This is a genomic window from Achromobacter deleyi (assembly GCF_016127315.1).
Taxonomy (GTDB): Bacteria; Pseudomonadota; Gammaproteobacteria; order Burkholderiales; family Burkholderiaceae_B; genus Achromobacter; species Achromobacter insuavis_A.
The window spans coordinates 1,359,221-1,385,042 of sequence record NZ_CP065997.1 but is presented as its reverse complement, the minus strand read 5'-3'; the positions used below and the strand labels follow the sequence as shown (position 1 = coordinate 1,385,042).

Genomic DNA, 25,822 nt, shown 5'->3' with positions numbered 1-25,822 from the left:
TTACTTGCCCGCCTGGGTGTATTCGGCAGGGGTCAGCGTGCGCATCGACAAGGCGTGGATCTCGGCCTTCATGCGGTCGCCCAGCGCCGCGTAGACCAATTGATGGCGCTGGATCAGGCGCTTGCCTTCGAAGGCGGTGCTGACGATGACCGCGTCGAAATGCGAGCCGTCGCCCTGTACGTCGAGGTGTTCACAGGGCAGGCCGTCCGCGATGTATTGGCGGACTTGCGCGGGAGTGGGAAGCATGGACGTCAGTTCCTGAGTTTGTAGCCGCTGGCCAGGAGCCGCAGCGCATAGATCGAAAGCGCGAGGAACACCCCCGTCACCACCGCCAGGCTGCGCCAGGGGGAGACGTCCGACACCGAGAAGAATCCGTAGCGGAAACCGTCGATGGTGTAGAAGATGGGGTTCCAGTGGGACACGCCCTGCCAGAAGGCCGGGAGCGTATGGATGGAATAGAACACGCCGGACAGGAAGGTGGCCGGCATGATGAGGAAATTCTGGAACGCCGCCAGCTGGTCGAATTTCTCGGACCACAGGCCGGCGATCAGGCCCAGCACGCCCATGATGCCGCAGGCCAGCACCGCGAACACCAGCAGCCACAGCGGGTTGGCCGGCACCAGCGAGACGAAGAACAGCGCCACCACCCACACGCACAGGCCCACGGCCAGGCCGCGCACCACGGCCGCCAGCACGTAGGCGGCGAAGATGTCGCGGTGCGACAGCGGCGGCAGCAGCATGAACACCAGGTTGCCGGTGATGCGGCTCTGGATCAGCGACGACGACGGGTTGGCGAAGGCGTTCTGCAGCATGCTCATCATCATGAGCCCGGGAATCAGGAACGCCGTGTACGGCACGCTGCCGTAGACCATGACGCGCCCTTCCAGCACGTGGGCGAACACCAGCAGGTACAGCAGCGCGGTGATGACGGGCGCGGCGATGGTCTGGAAGCTGACCTTCCAGAAGCGCAGCAATTCCTTGCGCAGCAGGGTCGGGAAGCCGGAGCCCGCGTCCAGGCGGGGCTGCACCAGCGGCTGGCTGGCATTGGCGGCGGGCTGCGTCATTGCGAAATCTCTTCGGGTTGCGGGGCGTCGTCCTGGTGCATGATGCGCACGAAGGCGTCCTCGAGGTCGACGCCGCCGACGCGGGCCAGCAGCGCCTGGGTGGTGTCCAGCGCCACGATGCGGCCGCCCTTGAGCATGGCGATGCGGCCGCACAGGGCTTCCGCTTCTTCCAGGTAGTGGGTGGTCAGCATGATGGTGTGGCCGGCCTTGTTCAGGCGCGAGATGAATTCCCACAGGGTGCGGCGCAGGTCGACGTCGACGCCCGCGGTGGGCTCGTCCAGCACGATCACGGGCGGGCGGTGCACCAGCGCCTGCGCCACCAGCACGCGGCGCTTCATGCCGCCGGACAGCGCGCGCATGTTCGAGTTGGCCTTGTCGGCCAGCCCGAGGTTGAAGAGGATCTCGTCGATCCAGTCGTCGTTCTTGCGCAGGCCGAAATAGCCGGACTGGATGCGCAGCGTCTCGCGCACCGTGAAGAACGGGTCGTAGACCAGTTCCTGCGGCACGACGCCCAGGGCCCGCCGCGCCGACTTGTAGTCGGCCACGACGTCGTACCCACAGACGGTGGCGCGGCCGGCGCTGGCGTGCGCCAGCCCGGCCAGGATGGAAATGAGGGTGGTCTTGCCGGCGCCGTTGGGGCCCAGCAGGCCGAAGAACTCGCCGTGCTCGATGTTCAGGCTGACGTTGTCGAGCGCCTGGAAGCCGGCGCCGGGCGCGCGCCCGGTGAGCTTGCCCCAGCCGCTGCGGCGCGGCGAGTAGATTTTGGAGACGTTCTCAAGACTGACGGCGGACATGACGGCGGCGAGGGGGCCCGGCAAAGAGCGAATTGATCATTATATAAGCGCCCCGCTACGCGAGGCGCCGATAGCCCCGACGGCCGTGGGGGCGCAGCGCGCTGGTCTGTCCCCAAAAATGACAGGCCCGGCGGACCGCAGGGGCGCGCCGGGCCGGGACAAGCCGGACGGGATCGTTACTGGTTGCGCTGGTTCAGCGCCTGGATCAGGCCGTCGATGCCGTTCTGGTTGATCTGCTGGGCGAACTGGTTGCGGTAGTTCTCGATCAGCCAGATGCCTTCGACGTTCATGTCGTAGATCTTCCAGCCCTGGGGCGTCTTTTCCAGGCGGTAGTCGACGCCGACCGGCTGGCCGTTGGGCTGGCTGATGAGCGTGCGCACGACCACGTCGTCGGCCTTGGGGTCGCCGCGGAACGGCAGGGCCGTGATCGTGGTGCCGGACGTGACGCGCGTCAGCGCGCCGCTGTAGGTGCGCACCAGGGTGCCGCGGAAGGCATCGGCCAGGGCGGTCCGTTGCTGTTCGGTGGCCTGGCGCCAGTAGCGGCCGGCGGCCAGCCGCGTCGTCTTCTGGAAGTTGACGTAGGGCAGGATGTGTTCGTTCACGACCTGGTTGATGCGGGCCGTGTTGCCGGCCTTGACGGCGCCGTCGGCCTTCAGGACGTCCAGCGCCTCATTGGCGGCGGCCAGCACGAAGTCGTTGGGCGCGCCGTTGGCGTTGGGTTGCGCCTGCACGGCGGCGGATGCCGCCAGTCCCAGCAGGCCGGCGAACGCCAGGCGCTGGAGCAGGGGGAAAAAAGAAAACGACATGGAAACTCCTTGCTCTACTGAAAACGCAATCCGACAGCTTACTTGGTTGCGGGGTTGGCGACCGGAGCGGGCGCGCCCTTGGCCTTGGCGGCGTCGTCCTCGTCGTCTTCGTAGTTGGGCAGGCTGGATTCGTCATCCACGCGCTGGCCGTTGACCATGGCGGCGCGGCGTTGCAGGTAGGCATCGCGCACGAAGCTGTACGGATCGAGCGCCACGCGGTCGATGGTGTCGGTGGCGTTGAGCAGGCTGGCGCGCGTGTCGACCACTTCCAGGCCCCACAGCGAATTGCGCAGCGGCACATTGTCGATGGCGCTCACGCCCATGTAGCCGTGCATGCGGCCCTGCCAGTCGCCGACCAGGCCGACGCCGTCGCGCACGCTGGCCGAACCGAAGAACGGCAGCACCAGGTACGGACCCTGGCTGAAGCCCCAGACGCCCAGCGTGGTGCCGAAGTCGTTCGGGATCTTGCGCGCGCCGTTGGCCGAGGCGACGTCGAAGCAGCCGCCCACGCCCATGGTGGTGTTGAACAGGAAGCGGCCGAGCGTGTTGACGAAGTCGTGGCCGCGGCCTTGCAGGAAGCTGTTGGTGCCGGACCAGAGATCGCCGACGTTGCTGAAGATGTTGTGGACGCAGCTGCGCACCGGCTCCGGCGTGACGTAGGTGTAGGCCTGCGCCACCGGCTTGAAGACCGCGCGGTCGACGGTGTCGTTGAACTTGTACACGCCGCGGTTGAAGCCTTCCCAGGGATCGCGCGGATCCGGATGCTGCGGCGCGGCGCAGCCCGCCATCAGTGCGCCGGCGGCGGCGACGGTGGCAATGCGGGAAAGAACTTTCGTGTTCATGATCAGGGCATCCCTATCAGCAGATTTCTATTTTTATTGCAGCGTGCGGCGCGTCAAGCTTCGGGTTGTTGCCGGGCGTGACGGGTCCTCTTCAATTCGGGGCTTTCGCGTCGGGCGCGCCAGCCGCGTTCGTGCCTTCCTTCTCGGCCGAGCCGTACAGGAACTTGCTGATCAGCTGTTCCAGCACCACGGCGCTTTGGGTATAGCGGATTTTGCCACCCTCGGCCAGGTTGTCGTCTTCGCTGCCCGGCGTCAGGCCCAGGTATTGCTCGCCGAGCAGGCCCGAGGTGAGGATGGCCGCGGAAGAGTCCTTGGGGAACTGGTAGGCGGTTTCCAGGTTCATCGCGACGACCGCCTGGAAGGTCTTGTCGTCGAAGGAGATCTTGGAGATCCGGCCGACCACGACCCCGGCGCTTTTCACGGGCGCGCGCACTTTGAGGCCGCCTACGTTATCGAAATTGGCCGTCAGCGTATAGGTGGGGGCAAAAGAAAAGGTGCTCAAGTTGCCGGCGCGCAACGCCAGGAACGCCAGCGCGGCCGCGCCCAGCAAGACGAACAGGCCTACCCAGAAATCGGTTTTTTCGCGAGACATGATCGATCCGTAATCAGTTTCCAAACATCAAGGCGGTCAGCAGGAAGTCCAGCCCCAGCACCGCCAGCGAACCCACCACCACCGTGCGGGTGGTGGCGCGGGCGACGCCTTCGGGGGTGGGCTTGGCCTGCCAGCCTTCGTAGAGCGCCACCAGCGTCACCGTGACGCCGAAGACCAGGCTTTTGATGACGCCGTTCAGGACGTCGTTCCAGACATCGACGCCGCCCTGCATCTGCGACCAGAAGGCGCCGGCGTCGACGCCGATCATCAGCACGCCGACCACCCAGCCGCCCAGGATGCCCACCATGGAGAACACGGCGGCCAGGATCGGCATGGCGATGATGCCGCCCCACAGGCGCGGCACCAGCACGCGGCGCATCGGGTCGACCGCCATCACTTCCATGGCCGACAGTTGCTCGCCGGCCTTCATCAGGCCGATCTCGGCGGTCAGCGAGGTGCCGGCGCGGCCGGCGAACAGCAGCGCGGTCACCACCGGCCCCAGTTCGCGCACCAGCGACAGCGCCACCAGCAGGCCGAGCGATTCCTCGGCGCCGTAGCGGTTCAGCGTGTAATAGCCCTGCAGGCCCAGCACGAAGCCGACGAACATGCCGGACACAGCGATGATCAGCAGCGAAAAGTTGCCGATGAAATGGATTTGCTGCGACACCAGCCGCGGCCGCGACAGCGCGATGCCGCTGCGCGCCAGCATGGCGCCGAAGAAACGGGTGAAGTAGCCGATGCCGGCGATGCGGGTGCGCACCCAGCCGCCCAGCGCGCTCACGGCGTTGTTGGATCCGCTCATGCCTTGCGCCCTTGTTGTTGCGACAGCCATTTCTGGAAGGCCGGCGTTTCGGGGTACTGGAACGCGACCGGGCCGTCGGGTTCGCCTTTGAGGAATTGCTGCACGTAGGGGTCCTGCGAGGCCGACAGGCTCTCGGGACTGCCGGCGGCCTTGAGCTGGCCTTGCCCCACCAGGTAGACCTGGTCGGCGATCGCGAACGATTCGTGCACGTCGTGGGTGATCAGCACCGAGGCGCAACCCAGGCGGTCGGCCAGGCTGCGGATCAGGCGGGCGGTGATGCCCAGCGAGATCGGATCGAGGCCGGCGAAGGGTTCGTCGTACAGGATCAGCTCGGGTTCCAGCACCACCGCGCGGGCCAGCGCCACCCGGCGAGCCATGCCGCCGGAGACTTCGGCCACCTTCAGGTGGGCGGCGGCGCGCAGGCCGACGGCGTCGAGCTTGTCGAGCACGCGGGCGGTGATTTCGGACTCGGCCAGCGTGGTGTGTTCGCGCAGCGGGAAGGCGACGTTCTCGAACACGTTCAGGTCGGTGAACAGCGCGCCCTGCTGGAACAGCACGCCCATGCGCTTGCGCAGGGACTGCAGTTCGGCCGGCGTGGCGCGTGCGATGTCCTGGCCGAATGCCAGCACGGTGCCTTGTTGCGCGGTGAGCTGGCCGGTGGCGGCCCGCAGCAGGGTGGTCTTGCCGGAGCCCGAGCCGCCCATGATGGCGACCACCTGGCCCGAGCGCGCTTCCATGGAAATGTCGCGCAAGACGGTGAAATCACCGTAGCCTAGCGCCACACCTTCCAGGCGCAGGGCGAATTCCGGGGTGCTGCGGGTTTGATCGGGCATGGGCAACAAAAGGGTGTTTCGGTGGCGAATGCCCTGCCGCCACGCTGGTGCGCGGGCGGGACATCCGGCCGGCGCGAGCGAGACGGGCTGCGTCGGGAAGCGCCCTGTTACTCATATGCCGGGGACGAGAAAAGACCCGTCGCACCCGGCGGCGAGGGGCCATTGTAGCCCGACGAATTGTCATCGCAGTGCGATATGGCCCCCTATGGAACAGTGTTTTCGCCATTGGGAACAATCACCGGGGGCCAAAAGAGCCCCCGAACCGCCCGCGCCAGGGTCCGTCAGGCCTGGCCGCGGCCGCGCGCCGCGGCGGTTTCGCGCGCCAGCCGGGCCACCAGCGCGGCCGTGCTTTCCCGCCGCGCGAGCGGCGCGCCCTGGCCGGCCCACAGCGACAGGACGGCGATGTTGCCGGCCTTGCCGCCGGCCGTGCGCATGGGGCGGGTCAGCGCGTTCTGCAGCGGGTACGGCAGGATATCGTCCGAAAGTTGGTCGGCGTCGCGCATGAAGGAATTCACGATCCCGCGCGCCGGGCGTCCGGAGAAGGCCCGGGTCACCCGCGACTGTTCCGGGCGCGAGGCGGGCAGCACCGCCTTGTAGGCGTCGCCGATGCCGGCTTCGTCCGTGGTCAGGAATGCTGTCCCCATTTGTGCGACGTCCGCGCCCAGCGCCAGCGCGGCGGCGATGCCACGGCCGTCCATGATGCCGCCGGAGGCGATCACCGGGATCGACACCGCGTCGGCCACCTGCGGCACCAGGGCCATGGTGCCGATCAGCGAATGCTCGAAATCGTCCAGGAAGGTGCCGCGGTGCCCGCCCGCCTCGGCCCCCTGGGCCACGACGGCGTCAACCCCGTCCTGCTCCAGCACCACGGCTTCGCGCACGGTGGTGGCGGTGCCGACCGTCAGGATGCCCAGTTCGCGGCAGCGCGCCAGCACGTCCGCCGGCAGGCGGCCGAAGGTGAAGCTCAGGACCGCCGGCTTCACGCGCAGCACGGCCTCGATCTGGCCGGGCAGCGGATCGGCCTGCGGGGCGGGGGCGACGGGCGCCGGCAGGCCCAGCTGGGCGTGGTAGCGCGCCAGCAGGGCCAGCATGCGGCTGGCGTCGCCCTTGAAGGGCTGTTCGGGCACCGCCGCGAACAGGTTGATGCCGAACGGCCGGTCGGTGCGCTCGCGGATCGCGGCGGCGGTCGTCTCGATCTGCTCGGGCGTCAGGTAGGCCGCGCCCAGCGAACCCAGGACACCCGCCTTCGAGGCCTCCGACACCAGCTCCACCGTCGTCGCGCCGCCCGCCATGGGCGCCTGGATGATGGGGTGGTCGAGCTTGAGCAGATCGGAAAGGCGGGATGTCATGGGGATACTCCTGGTTGGCTTACTGGAGCTGGATGTTTCCAGCCTTGATGACCTGCGCCCACTTGGCCGTTTCGCTCTTGATGAACGCGCCGAATTCCTCGGGCGTGCCGCCGCCGGCCTGGCTGCCGGTGTCGGCGATGGCCTTCTGCACGTCGGGCTCCTTCAGGATGCGGTTGAACTCGGCATTGAGCTTGGCGATGATGGGCGCCGGGGTGCCGGCGGGGGCGACGATGCCCTGCCAGTTGTACGACTCGAAGCCCGGCAGGCCGGATTCGGCCATGGTCGGCACGTCCGGCAGCACCGCCAGGCGCTGGGCCGACGTCACCGCGATCGGGTGGATCTTCTGGCCCTGGATGGCCGGCAGCGCCGAATAGCCCATCTCGAACATCATCGAGATATGGCCGCCCATCAGGTCGGTCGCGGCCAGGCTGCCGCCCTTGTAGGGCACGTGCACGATGTCGATCTTGGCCTGCTCGCGGAACATCTCGCCGGACAGGTGGTGCGCGCCGCCCACGCCGGACGAACCGAACGACAGCTTGCCGGGCTGCTTCCTGGCCATGGCGATCAGGTCGGCCAGGGTCTTGACCGGCAGTTCGTTGTTCACGCTCAGCACCAGCGGACTGTTCTCGATCAGGATGACCGGCGCCAGGTCCTTTTGCGGGTTGTACGGCATGTCCTTCATCAGCGACGGGTTGACCGCCATCGGCGCCAGGTTGCCGGTGCCGATGGTGTAGCCGTCGGGCGCCGCCTTGGCGATCAGGTTGGTGCCGACCACGCCGCCCGCGCCCGCCTTGTTCTCGACCACGATCGGCTGGCCCAGCGATTCGCCCAGCTTGCGCGCCAGCAGACGCACGCGGGTATCGGCAAAGCCGCCCGGGGCGTAGGGCACGATCATGGTGATGGGCTTGGCGGGCCAGTCGGCGGCCTGGGCGTGGGCGGTGCCGCCAAGGGCGGCGAAGGTGGCCAGGGCGGCGACCAGGGGGCGTAGCGATTTCATGCTGGGTGACTCCTCTCTCTTAATTTGATGGTTCCTGGGAACCGATCGCATTATGCCCAGCGTTCTTGCCCGCGGCGCTGATATTTCCCAAGCGCCAGGCGGACAGCGCCAGCAGCGCCGCGCCGCCGGCCAGTACCTGCGGCAGGCTGGCGCCCCAGCGCGCCGCGCCCGAGGCCAGCAGCGGGCCGATGATCTGGCCGGCGGCAAAGGCCGATGTCATGACGGCCGCGGCCCGCGGCGCGGCGCCGCCGGCCAGCCGCTGCGCGGCCAGCATGCCCGATTGGGTGATGACCATGAAGGTGCCGCCCACCAGCAGCGCGGCGACGATGACCGCGGCGATGTTGTGCCATACCGCCACCGCCAGCATGCCCAGCGCCATCACTGCCTGCGCGCCGCGCCACACGGTCTTGTCGTCGCGGGCCTGCGCCACGCGCGGCGCCACCAGGCAGGAGAGCGCGGCGGCCAGGCCGAACAGCGGCCAGGCCCAGCCGAACACCGCCGGATCGGGAATGATCTCGCGGGCCATGGCGGGCAGGAAGGTCGCCGGAATGATGTAGCCGGCGCCGAACACGCCGTAGTGCAGCGCCAGCCGGCCGATGCCCGGCGGCAGGCGTCCCGGGGCGGGCGCGGCGGCCAGGTGGTGGGCCGGCGCCGGGCGGTTCAGGCCCGGCCAGGCCAGCGCCGACAGCGCCAGCGTCAGTCCGCCCAGCGCGGTCCAGTTGGCATTGGCGCCGGCGCCGGACGCCATCAGCGCCAGGCAGGCCAGGCCCGTCAGCGCGATGCCGGCGCCGACGCCGGCGTAAGTGATGGCGGACACCGCCGGGGCGCGCGGGTCGCCGGGCCCGACCGGACGCGCGGCGGCCACGCAGATGAAGGCGCTGGCGCTGCCATAGCCCGCCACCAGCCGCAGCAGGCTCCAGGCGAGGACCCCGTGGACCCACGGCATGGCCAGCGTCAGCAGGGCCACGGCCAGCAGACTGACCGCCAGCATGGCGCGCGGATGGCGCGGCGGCCGCACCGCGGCGGCCAGCGCGCCCAGCAGGTAGCCGGCGTAATTGGCCGACGCCAGCCAGCTCCCCTGCGCCAGCGACAGCCCGGCTTCCTGGGCCATGAGCGGCCAGACCGGGGTGAAGGCGAAGCGGCCGATGCCCATGGCGGCGGCCAGCGCCAGCGCGGCCGGCAAGGCCAGGCTGAGGGCGCCGCGCGGGGGCGCGGGATCGGGGCGGGCGGCTATTGACATGGCTCCCACTCTACGGCTGTACTAATATCTTGAATAGTGAATTATTAAGAATATGAGTTCTTGAAATGAGAAACTTAGACCTCGACGCGCTGCAGATCTTCAAAGCGGTGGCGGACCATGGCGGCGTGGCGCGCGCCGCGGCCCACCTGAACCGGGTGCAGTCCAACGTCTCGACCCGCCTCAAGCAGCTGGAGGCGACGCTCGAGACGCCGCTGTTCCGCCGGCAAAACCGGCGCCTGGTGTTGTCGGAACAGGGGCGCGTGCTGCTGTCCTATGCCGACCGCATGCTGCGTCTGTCGGCCGAGGCCCAGGCGGCCGTGCGCGACGGCGCGCCGCAAGGCCTGTTGCGCATCGGCACCATGGAAAGCACGGCCGCGGCGCGCCTGCCGCCCATCCTGGCGGCGTACCACGCGGCCTGGCCGAAAGTGCGGATCGAACTGGTGACCGGGACCTCGGGCGCGTTGGCGGCCAAGGTGCGCGACTTCGAGATCGAGGCCGCGTTCGTGGCCCAGCCCTTCGAGGCGGAGGGCCTGGCGCAGCAGCTGGCGTTCGAGGAAGAGCTGGCGTTGATCTCGCCGTTGGCCTGGCCCGAGATCCACGGGCCCAAGGACGTGGGCGATCGCAGCGTCATCGCGTTCGCGGCGGGGTGTTCCTATCGCCGCATCCTGGAATCCTGGTTCGGCCAGGAAGGCGTGGCGCCGGGCAAGGTGATGGAGTTCGCGTCGTACCACGCGATCGTGGCCTGCGTGGCCGCGGGGTCGGGCGTGGCGATCGTGCCGCGCTCGGTGCTGGCGGTGCTGGGGGCGGAGCAGTCGCTGCGCGTGACGCCGCTGTCCGGCAAACACGGCCGCGCGCAGACGCGATTGATCTGGCGCGCGGACGACGAAACGCCTGCATTGCAGGCGTTGCAGCAGCTACTGGCGCAGCGGCGCCAGTAGCCGATGGGGCGTGGGTATCAGAAGCGGTAGCCGACGCCCAGCGTGGCGACCCACGGGTTGATGCGGGCGGTGCCGATGTGTTCGCCGTTGAGCTTCACCTTCGACTTGATGTCGATGTAGCGGATGTCGGCGTTCATGAACCAGCGTTCGCTGATCTTGATGTCCGCGCCCAGTTGCGCGGCCACGCCCCACGAATCGCCCATCTTCAGGTCCGAGCCCTTGAGCGCGCCTTCGGCCTTGGTGTCGAAGAACTTGGTGTAGTTGATGCCGACGCCGATGTACGGCTGCACCATGCTGTCGGGCAGGATGTGCCATTGCAGGCTGAGGGTCGGCGGCAACTGCTTGCTCGAACCGATCTTGCCCAGGCCGCTGCCGCTCACGTCGTGCTGGAACGGCCAGGCGCCCAGCAGTTCGATGCCGATGTTGCGCGTGGCCATGTAGGCCAGCGTGAAGCTGGGGCGCACGTTGTTGTTGGCGTCGAGCTTGACGGTGCCATCGAGCACGGTGCCGTTGTTGGATGCGGGACGGACCTGCGTCACGCCGACCCGGAACAGGATGTCGCCGGCTTCGTGGGCTTGGGCGGGGGCGGCAAGCATCAGGGTGGCGCCGCAGGCAGTGGCCAGGGCAAGGGCGCGGGTGCGCCGATACGTCGCGAACATTTCCTCTCTCCGTGTATTGCGTGAATGTAGGCATTCAGGTTCGCAGAGGCGGGAAAAGCGGGTCTTGACGTGTATCAAGCGGCAACGCGGCGCGTGGTTGCAGCGCCACAACTACGCACGAATCGGACTCAGCGCAAGGTATCGGTGCCGCGCGGCACGGCGTAGGCATGGCGGAAATAGTCGCGCACCGCGCGCATCGGGCCGGTGATGTCGGCGCCCTTGCGCCACGCCAGCCCCACGTTCATCGGCGGGATCGGATCCTTCAACTGGATGGTCTCGATGCGGCGGCCTTCCAGCGACCACGGCCGATAGACCATGTCCGACAGCACCGCCACGCCGCCGCCATTGGCCACCATGCTGCGCACCGCCTCCACCGACGAGGTGCGCAGGCGCACGTCGGGACGGAACGGCGTCTCGCTCCAGTAGCGCAGCGCGGTGTGCGCGGCTTCGTCGACCGTGAGCATGATGAACGGTTCATGCGCCACGTCTTCCAGCGTGACGGTGTCGCGCGCCAGCAGCGGATGGCGCGCCGGCACCCACAGCCGCCGCGGCGAGCCGAAGAAATGCTCGACCGCCAGTTCCGGATTCACCACGTTCGAGGTCAGCAGCACCGCCATGTCGTAGCGATGCGCGATCAGGCCCTCCTCGATCGCGTTGCGGTTGAGCTCGTGCAGCTGGATGTCCAGGTTGGGATAGAGCTGCGACAGGCGCTGCAGGTGGTATGGCAGGAAGTAGCCGATCACGGTGTAGGACGCCGCCAGCAGCAGGCGCCCGCTCTCGCGCGCGTCGGCGCTGGGCATGCGCAGCGCCTCGTCGACCGACGACAGGATGTTGTAGGCGTGGTTGAGGAAGCCGCGTCCGGTCTCGGTCAGCGCCACGCCGCTGGCGCTGCGCTGGAACAGTGGCGAGCCCACGCTCTCTTCCAGTTCGCGGATGGCCGTGGTGACGGCCGATTGCGAGATCGCCAGCTGGATCGCCGCTTGTGAGATCTGTCCGAGTTCGGCGGCCGCGACGAAATATTTGAGCTGCCGGAGGGTAAGCGACATGGCTTCAATATCTGATTAATAGATAGATAGCCACCAGAATATCTGTTTATCCGCGCCATCGGGGTGCGATGAATCTCAGGGAAATCCCTGAAATTTCATAGGAATTCATCCATCGCCCCGATTTGGTGCGCAACGTGGGGCATCTGAAATTCAGATAAGGATTGATCCAAAAAAAGAACTTTTTATCCCTTGGCCGCTTCGCTACTGTGCAGGCATTGCGCGGCCAGCCGGCCCGCAAGCAGAAGGAGATCCTGTTTCATGAGCAAGGCGACGATAGACCTGAACTCCGACATGGGCGAGGGCTTTGGTTCCTGGAAAATCGGCGATGACGTGGACGACGCCATCATGCCGCTGATCAGCTCGGCCAACATCGCCACCGGCTTTCATGCCGGCGATCCCAACATCATGAACCGCACCGTGGTAATGGCGCGCGAGCACGGCATCGGCATCGGCGCGCATCCCGGCTTTCGCGACCTGGTCGGCTTCGGCCGCCGCGACCTGAACGAGAACGCCGAGGGCCTGGTCAACGACATCGTCTACCAGGTCGGCGCGCTGCGCGAATTCGCCCGCCTCTATGGCCTGCGGCTGCAGCACGTCAAGCCGCATGGCGCGCTCTACATGCGCGCCGCGCGCGACGAAACCCTGTCGCGCCGGCTGGTGCAGACGCTGCGCGACCTGGAACCCACGCTGATGCTGTATTGCATGGAAAACTCGCTGACCTGCAAGGTGGCGCGCGAGCTGGGCCTGCCGGTGGTGCGTGAGTTCTACGCGGACCGCGACTACGACGCCAGCGGCTCGATCGTGTTCACGCGCTATACCCAGGCGCTCGATCCGGAGCAGGTGGCCGACAAGGTGCTGCGCGCATGTACCGATGGCAAGGTGCGCACCGTGGACGGCCGCGACATCCCGATCGGCTTCGATTCCGTCTGCATCCACAGCGACACCCCCGGCGCGCTGGCGCTGGTGCAGGCCACCCGCGCCCGCCTCGAGGCGCACGGCATCCGCATCGCGCCGCCGCAGCTGTCCTGATCCGCCCACCATTCCCATACATTCCAAGGAGAAAACCATGTCGCAGCAAGAGATCCAGTGCCCCCTGCCCGGCACCTTCTATCGCCGTCCCAGTCCGGACGCCGCGCCGTTCGTCGAGGTGGGCGCCGCCATCAAGCCCGGCGACGTGGTCGGCATCGTCGAGGTGATGAAGCAGTTCAACCAGATCGAGGCCGAGATCGGCGGCGTGGTCGCCGAGATCCTGGTGGCCGACGGCGATCCGGTCGAACCGGGCCAGGCCCTGCTGCGGATCGAGGGCTGAGGCATGGGCGTGCATTCCTTCTACCGGCCGCGCCGCATCCAGACCCTGCTGGTCGCCAACCGCGGCGAGATCGCGCTGCGCGTGATCCGCGCCGCGCGCGAACTGGGCATGCGCACGGTGGCGGTCTACAGCGACGCCGACCGCGATGCGCTGGCGGTGCGCCTGGCCGACGCCGCCGTCCACATCGGCCCGGCCCACGCCACCCGCAGCTATCTGAATGCCGAGGCCCTGCTGGCCGCGGCGCGCGAGAGCGGCGCCGACGCGATCCATCCGGGCTACGGCTTCCTGGCCGAGAACGCCGACTTCTCCCAGGCCGTGACCGACGCCGGCCTGGTGTTCGTCGGCCCCGACGCCCGCACCATCCGCAGCATGGGCGACAAGGCCGCGGCGCGTGCCTGCGCCAAGGCGGCGGGCGTGCCCACGGTGCCGGGCAGCGAGGGCGTGGTGGGCTCGCTGGACGAGGCCCTGAGCCACGCCGCGCAGATCGGCTATCCGTTGATGATCAAGGCCAGTGCCGGCGGTGGCGGCCGCGGCATCCGCGTGGCGGCCGACGAGGCGCAGTTGCGCGAGGCCATCCCCATGGCGCAGGCCGAGGCGCGCGCTGCCTTCGGCGACGGCGGCGTCTACCTGGAGCGCTACCTGTCGCGCGCCCGCCACATCGAGGTGCAGGTGCTGGGCGACGGCGAGCGCGCGGTGCACCTGTTCGAGCGCGAGTGCTCGCTGCAGCGCCGCCGCCAGAAAGTGTTCGAGGAAGCGCCGTCGCCGGCGCTGAGCCCCGCGTTGCGGCAGGCGCTGTGCGAATCGGCGCTGCGCCTGACCGAATCGGTGGGCTACCGCGGCGCCGGCACGCTGGAGTACCTGTACGACGAGGCCCGCGGCGAGTTCTACTTCATCGAGATGAACACGCGCATCCAGGTCGAGCATCCCATCACCGAGGCCATCACCGGCATCGATCTGGTGCGCGAGATGCTGCGCATCGCCGACGGCGAGCCGCTGCGCTTCAAGCAATCGGACATCGTCATGCGCGGCGCCGCCATCGAATGCCGCCTGAACGCCGAAGACCCGTCGCGCAATTTCGCGCCCGGCCCCGGCACCGTGTCGCACGTGCGCTGGCCGGCCGGGCCGGGCGTGCGCATCGATTCGATGGTGTACGCCGGCAGCGTGGTGCCGCCCTACTACGATTCGCTGCTGGCCAAGCTGATCGTGTGGGACGAAGACCGCGATGCCGCGCTGGCGCGGATGGCGCGCGCGCTGGACGAAACCGAATTCGAGGGCGTGCCGTCGACGCTGGCCCTGCATCGCGCCCTGGTGGCCGATCCGGGCGTGATGGCGGGCGACTATCACACCAACTATCTGGAAAGCTGGATGCAGCAGCGGGAGGGGACCCAATGACGGTGCGCTACACCCATGGCGGCGATGAATTCATCTTCGCCGAGATCAGCGAATCGATGTCGCTGGCCGCGTTCTTCAAGGGCATGGCGATCACGCGCGCGCTGCGCGAACGCGCCGTGCCCGGCGTCAGCGAAATCTGCCCGGCCAACGCCTCGTACCAGATCCGCTACGACCCCGAGCGGGTCGCGCCCGAGGCCATGCTGGCCATTCTGCGCGAGATCGAGGCCACCATCGACCTGGACAACCTGCGGCTCGATACCCGCGTCATTGAAGTGCCGGTGCTGTACAACGACCCGTGGACCCACGAGACGCTGATGCGCTTTCGCGAGCGTCACCAGGACCCGGCCTCGACCGACCTGGAGTACGCCGCGCGCATCAATGGCTTTGCCGGCATCGACGACTTCATCGCGGCGCATTCCAGCGCGCCCTGGTTCGTGTCGATGGTTGGTTTCGTGGCCGGCCTGCCGTTCATGTTCCAGATGGTCGAGCGCGAGCGCCAGCTCGAAGTGCCCAAGTACCTGCGGCCGCGCACCGACACGCCCAAGCACACGGTGGGACATGGCGGCTGCTTCGCCTGCATCTATTCCGTGCGCGGCGCCGGTGGCTACCAGATGTTCGGCGTGACGCCCGCGCCGATCTTCGAGCCGGCCCAGCGCCAGGCGCACCTGCGCGACTCCATGGTGTTCTTCCGCCCCGGCGACATCGTCAAGTTCAAGCCGATCAGCCGCGCCGACTACGACGCCGCGGTGGCCGAAGTCGAAGCCGGCACCTTCCAGCTCGACATCCGCCCGGTGTCGTTCTCGCTGTCCGAATTCATGGCCGCGCCGGCGCAGTACAACGCCCGCCTTCTGGAGACGCTCCATGTCGCATGACGAACCGCTCATCGAAGTGATCAAGCCCGGGCTGGCGACGTCGGTCCAGGATCGTGGCCGCCAGGGCTACTACCACCTGGGCATTCCGCCCTCGGGCGCGCTGGATCAGTATGCGCTGGCCGCCGCCAACCTGCTGGTGGGCAACCCCGAGGACGCGGCGGTGCTGGAATGCACGCTGATGGGCCCAGAGCTGCGCTTCACGCGCGCCGCGGTGATCGCCGTCACCGGCGCCACCATGATGCCCAGGATCGACGGCCAGGCGCAGGCCTGCAACACCGCGCTGGCGGTGCCGGCCGGCGCCCGGCTGTCGTTCGACTTCGTGCAGGCCGGCGCGCGCGCCTGCCTGGCGATCGCCGGCGGCATCGACGTGCCCGAGGTGCTGGGCAGCCGTTCGACCTATACGCTGGGCGCGATCGGCGGCTTCGAGGGCCGCCGCCTGCAGGCCGGCGATCGCCTGCGCGTGGGCGCGCCGCGCCCGGGTGCACGGGTGGGCCGCGCGCTGCCGGCCGCGCTCGCCAGCGAGTGCCCGAAGGAACAGGTGCTGCGCGTGGTGCCGGGCCTGTACGACCATCGCCTGATGCCGGAATCGGCGGCCTCGTTCTACGAGGACGCCTGGAGCGTGACCTCGGAGGCCGACCGCATCGGCTACCGCTACAAGAAAGGCCGCGCCCTGAAGTTCCAGCCGCGCGAGCAACCGTTTGGCGCGGGCGCCGATCCGTCCAACATCGTCGACGCCTGCTATCCGATCGGGTCGATCCAGGTGCCGGCCGGGGTGGAGCCCATCATCCTGCATCGCGACGCCGTGTCCGGCGGCGGCTACGCCATGATCGGCACCGTCATCAGCGCCGACCTCGACAAGGTCGGCCAGATGCAGCCCAACCAGCAGGCCCGCTTCGAGCGGGTCACGCTCGAGACCGCCTTGCAGGCCCGCAAGGACTACCGCGCCCGCCTCGACAGGCTGCGCTCCGCCATGGGTTGATCCCGGCCCCGCTTTCCCGTTGATCGTTGCTTTCCTTCCGGCCCGTTGCGACGGGCCGGGCGGGCGCGCCTGCGCCTGTGCTTTTCGAGTTTCACACGCTGCACGCCGTACTCGTCCGCATTCCGCGGTTCTTCAGCACGTCAGGAGAGCCTCCATGGCCAACCTTGCTTCCAGCTCCTCGTCCTCTGACCGGGACACTTCCCTAGCCACCGTGGCCGATGCCGACCGCATGGGCCGATTCCCGCTCACCATGGCCTGGTGGGCCGTGTGCAGCGCCATCTTCTACATCGTGGTCGGCGCCACGCTGGCGCTCAACTACGGCGCCCGCAACGCCATCATCGGCATGGTGCTGTCGGTGATTTCGTATGGCCTCATCAACGCCGTGATCTCGCGCTATGCCATCCGCACCGGGCAGTCGGTGGCGCTGTTCTCGCGCGGCGTGTTCGGCACCTCGGGCGCGGCGCTGGCCACGCTGATCTTCTTTGCCACCGCCATCTACTACGCCGTGTTCGAGGGCTCGGTGATGGCCGTCGCCGCGCATCACATGTTCCCGGCCGTGCCCTACTGGGCCTTCGCGCTGCTGGTGGTCATCTACAGTGTGCTGCTGATCTTCGGCAGCGTGCAGCGCTGGCTCGACAAGTTCAACGGCGTGCTGCTGCCGTTCTACCTGGGCGGCCTGCTGCTGGCGGTGGTGCTGGCCACGCGCGAATACGGCTACAGCGACGCCTGGCTGGCGTTCGGCCCGGCCGGCGGGCCGGTGGCGGGCGGCTGGTGGGACGCCTACGTGTACTACATGGGCGTGTGGATCCTGATGATGTTCACCTTCGACTACGCGCGCTTCGGCCGCCGCGAGGATGCGCGCTACCACGGCCGCTACAACTTCGGCATGCCGTTCTACCTGGTCACCTTCCTGCTCAATGGCGTGGCCGGCATCTACCTGGTCGCCATCATTCCCGGCGATGGCGCCTTGAGCGAAGTGTCGGTGGTGCTGGCGCTGCTCAAGCTGATGGGGCTGGGCGGCCTGTTCTTCGTGTGGGTGACGCAGACCCGCATCAACACTGCCAACTACTACCTGGCCACCATCAACATGCAGGCCTTCTTCGCGCGCTTCGGCCTGGGCCGTTGGCCCAAGGCGGCGTGGGCGGTGGTGGTGGGCCTGGTGTCGTACGCCCTGATGCTGTTCGACGTGTTCGCCTACCTGCTGCAGGCGCTGGCGTACCAGGGCATCTTCGTGGTGGCGTGGGTCGCGGTGGCGCTGGTGCACATCCTGGCGGTGGGCGAGACCGCGCCGGCGCCGGGCGGCGGCAGCGCCTACAACCGCCGCGGCCTCGGCGCCTGGTTCGCGGGCGCCGCCAGCGGCCTGGTGTTGATGCACGTGAGCGGCCTGGCCGCGACCTTCGCGGCGCCGGCCAGCTTCGTGGTGGCGGGCGCGGTGTACTGGCTGGGCCAGGCCGCGGTGTCGGGCCGGCGCATGCAGGGCGGCGGCGCCTAGCGGCGCGACGGCCGGCGGCTGGGCGCGGAGCCGGGCACGCTGGCGCGGCGATCGGCGGCGTTGCGCGTCAGGCCAGCGCGGCCAGGAACACGACCGCGCCCAGCGCCAGCATCAAAAAGGGGCTGACGCGGGTGTAGACCAGCGCCAGCGTCGAGACGGCGGCCACGCCCCAGGCCCAGGCCCCGCCTTCGGCGGCGCGCAGCAGCGTGCACGACGAAGCCAGGATCATGCCGGCCGCCACCGGCACCAGTCCGGCCTCGATGGCGCGCACGCAGGTGGCGTGGCGGTAGCGCGCCCAGACCCGCGCCAGCGCATAGATCAATAGCGAACAGGGCAGGAAGATCGCGATCGAGGCGACGATGGCGCCGGCCCAGCCGCCCACCTGCCAGCCGATCAGTGTCACCAGCAGCGAGGCCGGCCCCGGCGTGATGCGCGACAGCGCGAAGTAGTCCAGGAACTGCGCCTCGGTGATCCAGCCGTAGTTGTCCACGGCCTGGCGGTGGATCTCGGGCAGGATGCTCTGGCCGCCGCCCACCGTCAGGAACGACTGCGGCGCGAAGACCGCGAACAGGTCATGCAGCGTGGCCAGGTTCATGCTTGCCGCTCCCGCCGCCGCAGGCGCGAGTAGGCGATGCCGATCGACAGCGGCGCCATGACGCCCACCACCCACAGCAGCGGCAGGCGCAACAGGAAGATGGCGGCGAAGGTCACGCCCATGACCGCGGCCGGCACCCAGCCCTGCAGCGCGCGCCGCGCGGCGCGCAGGCCGGTCTGCAGCGACACGCCCACTGCCGCGGCCGCCACGCCCGCCATGGCCACGTGCAGGCCCTGGGATTGGGCCATGCGGGTGAACAGCGCCGCGGCGGCGATCGCCACCAGCATCGGCGGCACGGTAATGCCCAGCCCGCCCAGCAGCGCGCCGGGGCCGCCGCGCAATCGAAAGCCGATCCAGATGGCCAGGTTCACCACGTTCACGCCGGGGAACGACTGCGCCAGCGCCAGGCCGCTGAGAAAGTCGGATTCGGACAGCCAGCGCCGCTGCTGCACGAATTCGCGCATCATCCAGCCGCTCAGCCCGCCGCCGAAACTGGTCAGGCCGACCTTGGAGAAGGCCAGGAAAATCTGCGGCAGCGTGGGCGGTGCGGCAACGGCGGGATCGGTGGCGGACATGGCGGATGGCGCGGCGGGGCGATGCCGCATCTTACGCAAGGCGAAATGTCGGTTGGCTGAAAAAACCGCGCCGCCGGGCACGGGGTGCCGGGCGGCGCTAGCGGGTCTGGGTACGCCAGGTCTGGCGGACGACCCCGGGGCGCAGCGCGATCAGCGCGGCAATTCGCTCGACCCCATCAGGTAGGCATCCACCGAACGCGCGCACTGGCGGCCTTCGCGGATGGCCCAGACCACCAGGGACTGGCCGCGGCGCATGTCGCCGGCGGTGAAGACCTTTTCCACGTTGGTGCGGTAGTCGTCGGTGTTGGCGCGCACGTTGCCGCGCGCGTCGCGGTCGACGCCGAAGGCATCCAGCACGGTCTGCACCGGCGACACGAAGCCCATGGCCAGCAGCACCAGGTCGGCTTTGATCTCGAATTCCGAGCCTTCGACCTCGCGCATCTTCATCTGGCCGGTGGCTTCGTCCTTGAACCACTCGACGCGGGCGCCGACCAGCTTCTCGACCTTGCCGTTGCTGCCCTGCAGCAGCTTGGTGGTCACCGACCAGTCGCGTTCGCAGCCTTCCTCATGCGAGGACGAGGTGCGCATCTTCAGCGGCCAGTACGGCCACGTCATGGTCTTGTTCTCGGATTCGGGCGGCTGCGGCATCAGTTCGAACTGCGTGACCGAGGCGGCGCCGTGGCGGTTGCTGGTGCCGACGCAGTCGGAACCGGTGTCGCCGCCGCCGATCACCACCACGTGCTTGCCCTTGGCCAGCGTCTGGTTGGTGAGGCGGTCGCCGGCCACGGCCTTGTTCTGCTGGCGCAGGAAGTCCATGGCGAAGTACACGCCCGACAGCTCGCGGCCGGGCACCGGCAGGTCGCGCGGGGTTTCCGAGCCGCCGCTCATCACCACGGCGTCGAATTCGGCCAGCAGCGAGGCCGGGGTGCGCACGGTCAGGCCGTCGGCCACGGGGTCGGACGGGTTGCCGACGTAGGTCGAGGGCGCGAATTCCACGCCTTCGGCTTCCATCTGCGAGATGCGGCGGTCGATCTGGTGCTTTTCCAGCTTGAAGTCGGGAATGCCGTAGCGCAGCAGGCCGCCGATGCGGTCGCTTTTCTCGAACAGCGTGACCGAGTGGCCGGCGCGCGCCAGCTGCTGCGCGCACGCCATGCCGGCGGGGCCGGAGCCCACCACCGCGACCTTCTTGCCGGTCTTGCGCGCCGGCAGTTGCGGCGCGACCCAGCCTTCGGCCCAGCCCTTGTCGATGATGGCGTGCTCGATGGACTTGATGCCCACGGCGTCGCTGTTGATGTTCAAGGTACAGGCGGCTTCACACGGCGCCGGGCAGATGCGGCCGGTGAATTCCGGGAAATTGTTGGTGGAATGCAGCACGTCCAGCGCGCGGCGCCAGTCCTGCTTGTACACCAGGTCATTCCAGTCGGGGATGATGTTGTTGACCGGGCAGCCGTTGTTGCAGAACGGGATGCCGCAGTCCATGCAGCGCGCCGCCTGCTGCTTGGCCTGGTCGTCGCTCAGGTGCAGCACGAATTCGCGCCAGTTCTTCAGCCGCTTCTGCGGGGCCTCGGAGGCCTCCTGCAGGCGCTGGTATTCCATAAAGCCGGTAATCTTTCCCATGGTATCCCTCACGCAGCCAGTTGTTGCGGGTTGGCTGCACGCCACATTTCACCCAATGCGCGGCGGTAGTCCGTCGGCATGACCTTTACGAATTTGCCGCGCGAGGCTTCCCAGTCGCCCAGGATCTCGCGGGCGCGGAAGCTGCCGGTGTAGCGGAAGTGGTCTTCCACCAGGCGGCGCAGGATGGCTTCATCCGTTTCGCGTTCGCCGCCGCGCTGCGCGCTGTGCCAGACGTCGATGTTGTTCTGGGCCTGCTGCTCGGCATGCGGCACCACGGCTTCCAGTTCGACCATCGACAGGTTGGCGCGATGCTTGAGCGTGCGTTCCGGATCCCACACATACGCCACGCCGCCCGACATGCCGGCGGCGAAGTTGCGGCCGGTGGCGCCCAGCACCACTACGGTGCCGCCGGTCATGTATTCGCAGCCATGGTCGCCGGTGCCTTCCACCACCGTGGCGGCGCCCGAGTTGCGCACCGCGAAGCGTTCGCCGGCCACGCCGTTGAAGAAGGCCTCGCCCGCCAGCGCGCCGTACAGGACGGTGTTGCCGGCGATGATGTGGTCGGGGCCGAAGCCGCGGAAATCGTTGGGCGAGCGCACGATGATGCGGCCGCCCGACAGGCCCTTGCCGACGTAGTCGTTGCCTTCGCCCACCAGGTCCATGGTGATGCCATGGGCCAGGAACGCGCCGAAGCTCTGGCCGGCGGTGCCGTTGCACTGGATGTGGATGGTGTCGTCCGGCAGGCCGTCGTGGCCGTAGCGCGCGGCCACGGCGCCCGACAGCATGGCGCCGATGGTGCGGTTGCGGTTGCGCACCGGCACGATGAACGAGACCTTTTCGCCGCGTTCCAGCGCGGGCTTGCTGCGCTCGATCAGCTGGTGGTCGAGCGCGCCGGCCAGGCCGTGGTCCTGCTCTTCGGTCTGGCGCACGTCGGCGTCGGATTGGGTCTGGTGGAACACGCGGGCGAAGTCCAGGCCCTGCGCCTTCCAGTGCTCGACGCCCGAGCGCATGTCCAGCAGGTCGGCGCGGCCGATCAGGTCGTCGAACTTGCGGATGCCCAGCTGGGCCATGATCTCGCGCACTTCCTCGGCGATGAAGAAGAAGAAGTTGACGACGTGTTCGGGCTTGCCCTGGAACTTCTTGCGCAGCACCGGATCCTGCGTGGCCACGCCCACCGGGCAGGTGTTCAGGTGGCACTTGCGCATCATGATGCAGCCTTCGACGACCAGCGGCGCCGTGGCGAAGCCGAATTCATCGGCGCCCAGCAGCGCGCCGATGACGACGTCGCGGCCGGTCTTCATCTGGCCGTCGGCCTGCACGCGGATGCGGCTGCGCAGGCGGTTCAGCACCAGCGTCTGCTGGGTTTCGGCCAGGCCGAGTTCCCACGGCGTGCCGACGTGCTTGATGGACGACACCGGCGATGCGCCCGTGCCGCCGTCATGGCCGGCGATCACGACGTGGTCGGCCTTGGCCTTGGCCACGCCCGCGGCCACCGTGCCGACGCCGACTTCCGACACCAGCTTGACCGAGATCGAGGCCTTGGTGTTGACGTTCTTCAGGTCGTGGATCAGCTGCGCCAGGTCTTCGATCGAGTAGATGTCGTGGTGCGGCGGCGGCGAGATCAGGCCCACGCCCGGCACCGAATAGCGCAGCTTGGCGATGTATTCCGAGACCTTGTGGCCGGGCAGCTGGCCGCCTTCGCCGGGCTTGGCGCCCTGCGCCATCTTGATCTGGATCTGGTCGGCCGACGACAGGTACTCGGCGGTGACGCCGAAGCGGCCGGAGGCGACCTGCTTGATCTTCGAGCGCAGCGAGTCGCCCTTCTTGAGTTCGACGTCGGCTTCGATGCGTTCCGGGCCCAGCAGCGAGGCCAGCGTGTCGCCGTCCTTGATGGTGCTGCGGCCTTCGCGCATCTCGGCGCGGTAGCGCAGTTCGTCTTCGCCGCCTTCGCCGGTGTTGGATTTGCCGCCGATGCGGTTCATGGCCACGGCCAGCACCGAGTGCGCCTCGGTCGAGATCGAACCCAGCGACATGGCGCCGGTGGCGAAGCGCTTGACGATATCCTTGGCCGATTCGACGTCATCGAGCGGAATGGCGCGCGACGGGTCGAAGCGGAACTCGAACAGGCCGCGCAGCGTCATGTGGCGGCGGCTCTGGTCGTTGATGATCTGCGCGTACTCCTTGTACGTGCGGTAGTTGTTGGCGCGCGAGGCATGCTGCAGCTTGGCGATCGAGTCCGGCGTCCACATGTGCTCTTCGCCGCGCACGCGGTAGGCGTATTCGCCGCCCGCGTCCAGGTCGTTGGCCAGGACCGGGTCGCTGCTGAACGCGGCGCGGTGCTGGCGCAGCGCTTCCTCGGCCACCTGGAAGATGCCGATGCCCTCGATGTTGGAGGCGGTGCCGGTGAAGTACTTGTTCACCAGGCCGCTCTGCAGGCCGACCGCTTCGAAGATCTGGGCGCCGGTGTAGGACATGTAGGTGGAAATGCCCATCTTGGACATCACCTTGTTCAGGCCCTTGCCGATCGCCTTGATGAAGTTCTTGACGGCCTTTTCCGGATCGCTCATCTTGCCCAGCGATTCCAGCGCCAGGTTGGGGTGGATGGCTTCGGCGCCGTAGCCGCCCAGCAGCGCGAAGTGGTGCACTTCGCGGGCCGAGCCGGTTTCGACCACCAGGCCGGTGTTGGTGCGCAGGCCGGCGCGGATCAGGTGCTGGTGCACCGCCGAGGTGGCCAGCAGCGCGGGGATGGCCACGCGCTCGCCGTCGACCAGGCGGTCCGACACGATCAGGATGTTGTAGCCGCTCTGGACCGCGTCCACGGCGCGCGCGCACAGCGCGGCCACGCGGGCTTCAATGCCCTCGGGGCCCCAGGCGGCCGGGTAGGTGATGTCCAGCTCGAAGCTGCGGAATTTCTTGCCCGTCACCTGCTCGATGTCGCGGATCTGCGCCATGGCGGCGAAGTCCAGCACCGGCTGCGACACTTCCAGGCGCAGCGGCGGGTTGACGTTGTTGATGTCCAGCAAGTTCGGCTTGGGGCCGATGAACGACACCAGCGACATCACCATCTGTTCGCGGATCGGGTCGATCGGCGGGTTGGTGACCTGGGCGAACAGCTGGCGGAAATAGTTGTAGAACGGCTTGGCGCGGTCGGACAGCACGGCCAGCGGGGCGTCGTTGCCCATCGAGCCGATCACTTCCTCGCCGGTCGAGGCCATGGGTTCCAGGATGAACTTGTAGTCTTCCTGGGTCCAGCCGAAGGCCTGCTGGCGATCCAGCAGCGCCACCGGCGATTGCGCCGGCACGGCGGCCTGGCGCGGGGCCGGCAGCGATTCCAGCTTGATCTGCAGGCGTTCGATCCACTGGCGGTACGGACGGCTGTTGGCCAGTTGCAGCTTGATCTCGGCGTCGTCGATGATGCGGCCCTGTTCCAGGTCGATCAGGAACATCTTGCCCGGCTGCAGGCGCCACTTCTTGGTGATGCGGTTTTCCGGGATCGACAGGGTGCCGGCTTCGGAAGCCAGGATGACCATGTCGTCATCGGTCACCAGGTAGCGCGCCGGACGCAGGCCGTTGCGGTCGAGCGTGGCGCCGATCTGGCGGCCGTCGGTGAAGGCGACCGCGGCGGGGCCGTCCCACGGCTCCATCATGGCGGCGTGGTATTCATAGAAGGCGCGGCGGCTCTCGTCCATCTGCGTGTGCTGTTCCCAGGCTTCCGGGATCATCATCATCATGGCGTGGGCCAGCGAGTAGCCCGAATTCACCAGCAGTTCCAGGCAGTTGTCGAACGTGGCGGTGTCCGACTGGCCTTCGTAGACGATGGGGTACAGCTTCTTCAGGTCGTCGCCCAGCACGGCCGACTGCATCATGCCTTCGCGGGCGCGCAGCCAGTTGAAGTTGCCCTTGACCGTGTTGATTTCGCCGTTGTGGGCGATCATGCGGTACGGGTGGGCCAGCGGCCAGGCCGGGAAGGTGTTGGTCGAGAAACGCTGGTGCACCAGCGCCAGCGCCGACACGGTGCGCGGGTCGGCCAGGTCGCGGTAGTAGCGGCCGACCTGGTCGGCCAGCAGCAGGCCCTTGTAGACCACGGTGCGCACCGAGGCCGAGGGCACGAAGTATTCCTTGCCGTGCGCCAGGTGCATGTTCTGGATGGCGTGGCTGGCGGTCTTGCGGATCACGTACAGCTTGCGCTCGAGCGCGTCCGGCACCATCACGTCGGCGCCGCGGCCGATGAACAGCTGGCGGATCACGGGTTCGCAGTCGCGCACGGTGGGCGACATGGGCATGTCGACGTCCACGGGCACGTTGCGCCAGCCCAGCACGACCTGGCCTTCGGCGCGCACCGAGCGCTCCAGTTCCTGTTCGCAGGCCAGGCGCGAGGCGGTTTCCTTGGGCAGGAACACCATGGCCACGCCGTATTCGCCGGGCGGGGGCAGGGTGATGCCGTGCTGCGCGAACTCGTCGCGGTACAGCGTGTCGGGGATCTGGATCAGGATGCCGGCGCCGTCGCCCATCAGCTTGTCCGCGCCCACCGCGCCGCGGTGATCCAGGTTTTCCAGGATCTTCAGGCCCTGCTGGATGATGGCGTGGCTTTTCTTGCCCTTGATGTGCGCCACGAACCCCACGCCACAGGCGTCATGTTCGTTCTTGGGGTGGTACAGGCCCTGGGCAGGCGGCAGGCCGATGCGGCTGGCATCGATCGGGGTCGCCTTGGGGGTGGGACAGGATTCGTTCGGGGTGATTTGGGGCATGGCGCGCTCCGCAGTAAGACTGCGTTCTAATGTTGCAGTGCAGGAACGGACAATACCCCCGCGCGTAGTAGGGTGCAATAGGAATATAAGGGGTGTGACCCTAATTAATCCAATGCACCGTCATAGAGCATTAATATAGGGACATAACAAGAGCCGCGCCAATCAAGGCTTGCCACGGGGGTGTATCGGCCCGCATGGTTCTTGAGGAGATATCTTCCTCATTTTCACCATGTTTCGTCCCTAATTATTGTGATGCTTTTTGGCGAATTTGGCGGGCCGCT

24 protein-coding genes are annotated in these 25,822 nt (G+C 68.1%); 7 read left to right on the top strand and 17 right to left on the bottom strand.

Annotation, left to right across the window (positions count from 1 at the left end; translation table 11 throughout):
* From I6I07_RS06215 to I6I07_RS06165, 11 genes are all read right to left on the bottom strand, one after another.
* Positions 1-246, bottom strand: a complete 246-nt coding sequence (locus I6I07_RS06215) for a BolA family protein (RefSeq protein WP_006392335.1) — start codon at positions 244-246, stop codon at positions 1-3.
* 5 nt (positions 247-251) lie between these two features.
* Positions 252-1,064, bottom strand: a complete 813-nt coding sequence (locus tag I6I07_RS06210) for an ABC transporter permease (RefSeq protein ID WP_006392336.1) — start codon at positions 1,062-1,064, stop codon at positions 252-254.
* Positions 1,061-1,858, bottom strand: a complete 798-nt coding sequence (locus I6I07_RS06205) for an ABC transporter ATP-binding protein (protein ID WP_198486013.1) — start codon at positions 1,856-1,858, stop codon at positions 1,061-1,063. The genes I6I07_RS06210 and I6I07_RS06205 overlap by 4 nt, the downstream gene beginning before the upstream one ends.
* A 176-nt stretch (positions 1,859-2,034) precedes the next feature.
* Positions 2,035-2,664 (bottom strand): MlaC/ttg2D family ABC transporter substrate-binding protein, encoded by a 630-nt coding sequence (locus I6I07_RS06200; RefSeq protein ID WP_198486012.1) that lies wholly within the window; start codon positions 2,662-2,664, stop codon positions 2,035-2,037.
* Positions 2,665-2,702: 38 nt separating this feature from the next.
* Positions 2,703-3,506, bottom strand: a complete 804-nt coding sequence (locus I6I07_RS06195; RefSeq protein ID WP_198486011.1) for a VacJ family lipoprotein — start codon at positions 3,504-3,506, stop codon at positions 2,703-2,705.
* Between the two features lie 91 nt (positions 3,507-3,597).
* Complete coding sequence (gene mlaD / locus I6I07_RS06190) at positions 3,598-4,098, bottom strand: outer membrane lipid asymmetry maintenance protein MlaD (protein ID WP_006392340.1); 501 nt, start codon at positions 4,096-4,098, stop codon at positions 3,598-3,600.
* Between the two features lie 13 nt (positions 4,099-4,111).
* Positions 4,112-4,900 (bottom strand): lipid asymmetry maintenance ABC transporter permease subunit MlaE, encoded by a 789-nt coding sequence (mlaE, locus tag I6I07_RS06185; RefSeq protein WP_006392341.1) that lies wholly within the window; start codon positions 4,898-4,900, stop codon positions 4,112-4,114.
* Positions 4,897-5,733, bottom strand: a complete 837-nt coding sequence (locus I6I07_RS06180; protein ID WP_035359857.1) for an ABC transporter ATP-binding protein — start codon at positions 5,731-5,733, stop codon at positions 4,897-4,899. The genes mlaE and I6I07_RS06180 overlap by 4 nt, the downstream gene beginning before the upstream one ends.
* A gap of 281 nt (positions 5,734-6,014) precedes the next feature.
* The gene (locus I6I07_RS06175) at positions 6,015-7,082 is read right to left on the bottom strand and encodes an NAD(P)H-dependent flavin oxidoreductase (protein WP_198486010.1); all 1,068 of its coding nucleotides are present in this window, start codon (positions 7,080-7,082) and stop codon (positions 6,015-6,017) included.
* A gap of 19 nt (positions 7,083-7,101) precedes the next feature.
* A complete protein-coding gene (locus I6I07_RS06170) occupies positions 7,102-8,079 on the bottom strand; it encodes a Bug family tripartite tricarboxylate transporter substrate binding protein (protein WP_198486009.1) in 978 nt (325 codons plus the stop codon).
* 19 nt (positions 8,080-8,098) lie between these two features.
* Complete coding sequence (locus I6I07_RS06165) at positions 8,099-9,319, bottom strand: YbfB/YjiJ family MFS transporter (RefSeq protein ID WP_198486008.1); 1,221 nt, start codon at positions 9,317-9,319, stop codon at positions 8,099-8,101.
* Between the two features lie 65 nt (positions 9,320-9,384).
* On the opposite strand from I6I07_RS06165, the gene I6I07_RS06160 reads away from it, so the two are divergent.
* The gene (locus tag I6I07_RS06160; RefSeq protein WP_198486007.1) at positions 9,385-10,257 is read left to right on the top strand and encodes a LysR family transcriptional regulator; all 873 of its coding nucleotides are present in this window, start codon (positions 9,385-9,387) and stop codon (positions 10,255-10,257) included.
* 17 nt (positions 10,258-10,274) lie between these two features.
* On the opposite strand, the gene I6I07_RS06155 is transcribed toward I6I07_RS06160, so the two are convergent.
* Complete coding sequence (locus I6I07_RS06155; RefSeq protein ID WP_198486006.1) at positions 10,275-10,916, bottom strand: OmpW/AlkL family protein; 642 nt, start codon at positions 10,914-10,916, stop codon at positions 10,275-10,277.
* A 128-nt stretch (positions 10,917-11,044) separates the two neighbouring features.
* Entirely contained in the window at positions 11,045-11,962 is a 918-nt protein-coding gene (locus I6I07_RS06150) for a LysR family transcriptional regulator (RefSeq protein ID WP_006392348.1), read from the bottom strand.
* Positions 11,963-12,220: 258 nt separating this feature from the next.
* Between I6I07_RS06150 and I6I07_RS06145 the strand changes: the two genes are divergently transcribed.
* From I6I07_RS06145 to I6I07_RS06120, 6 genes are all read left to right on the top strand, one after another.
* Positions 12,221-12,991, top strand: a complete 771-nt coding sequence (locus I6I07_RS06145; RefSeq protein WP_006392349.1) for a 5-oxoprolinase subunit PxpA — start codon at positions 12,221-12,223, stop codon at positions 12,989-12,991.
* 37 nt (positions 12,992-13,028) lie between these two features.
* Positions 13,029-13,271 carry an acetyl-CoA carboxylase gene (locus tag I6I07_RS06140; protein ID WP_198486005.1) on the top strand — a complete coding sequence of 81 codons (243 nt, stop codon included), beginning with the start codon at positions 13,029-13,031 and terminating at the stop codon, positions 13,269-13,271.
* A gap of 3 nt (positions 13,272-13,274) precedes the next feature.
* Positions 13,275-14,663 carry an acetyl-CoA carboxylase biotin carboxylase subunit gene (locus tag I6I07_RS06135; RefSeq protein WP_198486004.1) on the top strand — a complete coding sequence of 463 codons (1,389 nt, stop codon included), beginning with the start codon at positions 13,275-13,277 and terminating at the stop codon, positions 14,661-14,663.
* The gene (locus I6I07_RS06130) at positions 14,660-15,535 is read left to right on the top strand and encodes a 5-oxoprolinase subunit B family protein (protein ID WP_198486003.1); all 876 of its coding nucleotides are present in this window, start codon (positions 14,660-14,662) and stop codon (positions 15,533-15,535) included. The genes I6I07_RS06135 and I6I07_RS06130 overlap by 4 nt, the downstream gene beginning before the upstream one ends.
* Positions 15,525-16,514 carry a biotin-dependent carboxyltransferase family protein gene (locus I6I07_RS06125; protein WP_198486002.1) on the top strand — a complete coding sequence of 330 codons (990 nt, stop codon included), beginning with the start codon at positions 15,525-15,527 and terminating at the stop codon, positions 16,512-16,514. Before I6I07_RS06130 ends, I6I07_RS06125 begins: the two co-directional genes overlap by 11 nt.
* Before the next feature lie 154 nt (positions 16,515-16,668).
* A complete protein-coding gene (locus I6I07_RS06120; RefSeq protein ID WP_198486001.1) occupies positions 16,669-18,006 on the top strand; it encodes a purine-cytosine permease family protein in 1,338 nt (445 codons plus the stop codon).
* A 67-nt stretch (positions 18,007-18,073) separates the two neighbouring features.
* Here the strand turns inward: I6I07_RS06120 and I6I07_RS06115 are convergent, their stop codons facing one another.
* The 4 genes from I6I07_RS06115 to I6I07_RS06100 all read right to left on the bottom strand — a co-directional run bounded on the left by I6I07_RS06115 (position 18,074) and on the right by I6I07_RS06100 (position 25,541).
* Entirely contained in the window at positions 18,074-18,601 is a 528-nt protein-coding gene (locus I6I07_RS06115) for a chromate transporter (protein WP_198486000.1), read from the bottom strand.
* Entirely contained in the window at positions 18,598-19,176 is a 579-nt protein-coding gene (locus tag I6I07_RS06110; RefSeq protein ID WP_198485999.1) for a chromate transporter, read from the bottom strand. Before I6I07_RS06110 ends, I6I07_RS06115 begins: the two co-directional genes overlap by 4 nt.
* 150 nt (positions 19,177-19,326) lie before the next feature.
* Positions 19,327-20,793 (bottom strand): glutamate synthase subunit beta, encoded by a 1,467-nt coding sequence (locus I6I07_RS06105; protein WP_198485998.1) that lies wholly within the window; start codon positions 20,791-20,793, stop codon positions 19,327-19,329.
* Between the two features lie 8 nt (positions 20,794-20,801).
* Entirely contained in the window at positions 20,802-25,541 is a 4,740-nt protein-coding gene (locus I6I07_RS06100; protein ID WP_198485997.1) for a glutamate synthase-related protein, read from the bottom strand.
* Between the last annotated feature and the right edge of the window lie 281 nt (positions 25,542-25,822).

What these genes read in the sequence shown, in the direction of transcription:
- I6I07_RS06120 (WP_198486001.1), top strand. Translation starts at nt 16,669, where the DNA reads ATGGCCAACCTTGCTTCCAGCTCCTCGTCCTCTGACCGGGACACTTCC.
- I6I07_RS06205 (WP_198486013.1), bottom strand. Translation starts at nt 1,858, where the DNA reads ATGTCCGCCGTCAGTCTTGAGAACGTCTCCAAAATCTACTCGCCGCGC.
- I6I07_RS06100 (WP_198485997.1), bottom strand. Translation starts at nt 25,541, where the DNA reads ATGCCCCAAATCACCCCGAACGAATCCTGTCCCACCCCCAAGGCGACC.
- I6I07_RS06115 (WP_198486000.1), bottom strand. Translation starts at nt 18,601, where the DNA reads ATGAACCTGGCCACGCTGCATGACCTGTTCGCGGTCTTCGCGCCGCAG.
- I6I07_RS06110 (WP_198485999.1), bottom strand. Translation starts at nt 19,176, where the DNA reads ATGTCCGCCACCGATCCCGCCGTTGCCGCACCGCCCACGCTGCCGCAG.
- I6I07_RS06180 (WP_035359857.1), bottom strand. Translation starts at nt 5,733, where the DNA reads ATGCCCGATCAAACCCGCAGCACCCCGGAATTCGCCCTGCGCCTGGAA.
- I6I07_RS06145 (WP_006392349.1), top strand. Translation starts at nt 12,221, where the DNA reads ATGAGCAAGGCGACGATAGACCTGAACTCCGACATGGGCGAGGGCTTT.
- I6I07_RS06165 (WP_198486008.1), bottom strand. Translation starts at nt 9,319, where the DNA reads ATGTCAATAGCCGCCCGCCCCGATCCCGCGCCCCCGCGCGGCGCCCTC.
- I6I07_RS06175 (WP_198486010.1), bottom strand. Translation starts at nt 7,082, where the DNA reads ATGACATCCCGCCTTTCCGATCTGCTCAAGCTCGACCACCCCATCATC.
- I6I07_RS06150 (WP_006392348.1), bottom strand. Translation starts at nt 11,962, where the DNA reads ATGTCGCTTACCCTCCGGCAGCTCAAATATTTCGTCGCGGCCGCCGAA.
- I6I07_RS06195 (WP_198486011.1), bottom strand. Translation starts at nt 3,506, where the DNA reads ATGAACACGAAAGTTCTTTCCCGCATTGCCACCGTCGCCGCCGCCGGC.
- I6I07_RS06155 (WP_198486006.1), bottom strand. Translation starts at nt 10,916, where the DNA reads ATGTTCGCGACGTATCGGCGCACCCGCGCCCTTGCCCTGGCCACTGCC.
- I6I07_RS06215 (WP_006392335.1), bottom strand. Translation starts at nt 246, where the DNA reads ATGCTTCCCACTCCCGCGCAAGTCCGCCAATACATCGCGGACGGCCTG.
- I6I07_RS06130 (WP_198486003.1), top strand. Translation starts at nt 14,660, where the DNA reads ATGACGGTGCGCTACACCCATGGCGGCGATGAATTCATCTTCGCCGAG.
- mlaE (WP_006392341.1), bottom strand. Translation starts at nt 4,900, where the DNA reads ATGAGCGGATCCAACAACGCCGTGAGCGCGCTGGGCGGCTGGGTGCGC.
- I6I07_RS06140 (WP_198486005.1), top strand. Translation starts at nt 13,029, where the DNA reads ATGTCGCAGCAAGAGATCCAGTGCCCCCTGCCCGGCACCTTCTATCGC.
- I6I07_RS06105 (WP_198485998.1), bottom strand. Translation starts at nt 20,793, where the DNA reads ATGGGAAAGATTACCGGCTTTATGGAATACCAGCGCCTGCAGGAGGCC.
- I6I07_RS06125 (WP_198486002.1), top strand. Translation starts at nt 15,525, where the DNA reads ATGTCGCATGACGAACCGCTCATCGAAGTGATCAAGCCCGGGCTGGCG.
- mlaD (WP_006392340.1), bottom strand. Translation starts at nt 4,098, where the DNA reads ATGTCTCGCGAAAAAACCGATTTCTGGGTAGGCCTGTTCGTCTTGCTG.
- I6I07_RS06135 (WP_198486004.1), top strand. Translation starts at nt 13,275, where the DNA reads ATGGGCGTGCATTCCTTCTACCGGCCGCGCCGCATCCAGACCCTGCTG.
- I6I07_RS06160 (WP_198486007.1), top strand. Translation starts at nt 9,385, where the DNA reads ATGAGAAACTTAGACCTCGACGCGCTGCAGATCTTCAAAGCGGTGGCG.
- I6I07_RS06200 (WP_198486012.1), bottom strand. Translation starts at nt 2,664, where the DNA reads ATGTCGTTTTCTTTTTTCCCCCTGCTCCAGCGCCTGGCGTTCGCCGGC.
- I6I07_RS06170 (WP_198486009.1), bottom strand. Translation starts at nt 8,079, where the DNA reads ATGAAATCGCTACGCCCCCTGGTCGCCGCCCTGGCCACCTTCGCCGCC.
- I6I07_RS06210 (WP_006392336.1), bottom strand. Translation starts at nt 1,064, where the DNA reads ATGACGCAGCCCGCCGCCAATGCCAGCCAGCCGCTGGTGCAGCCCCGC.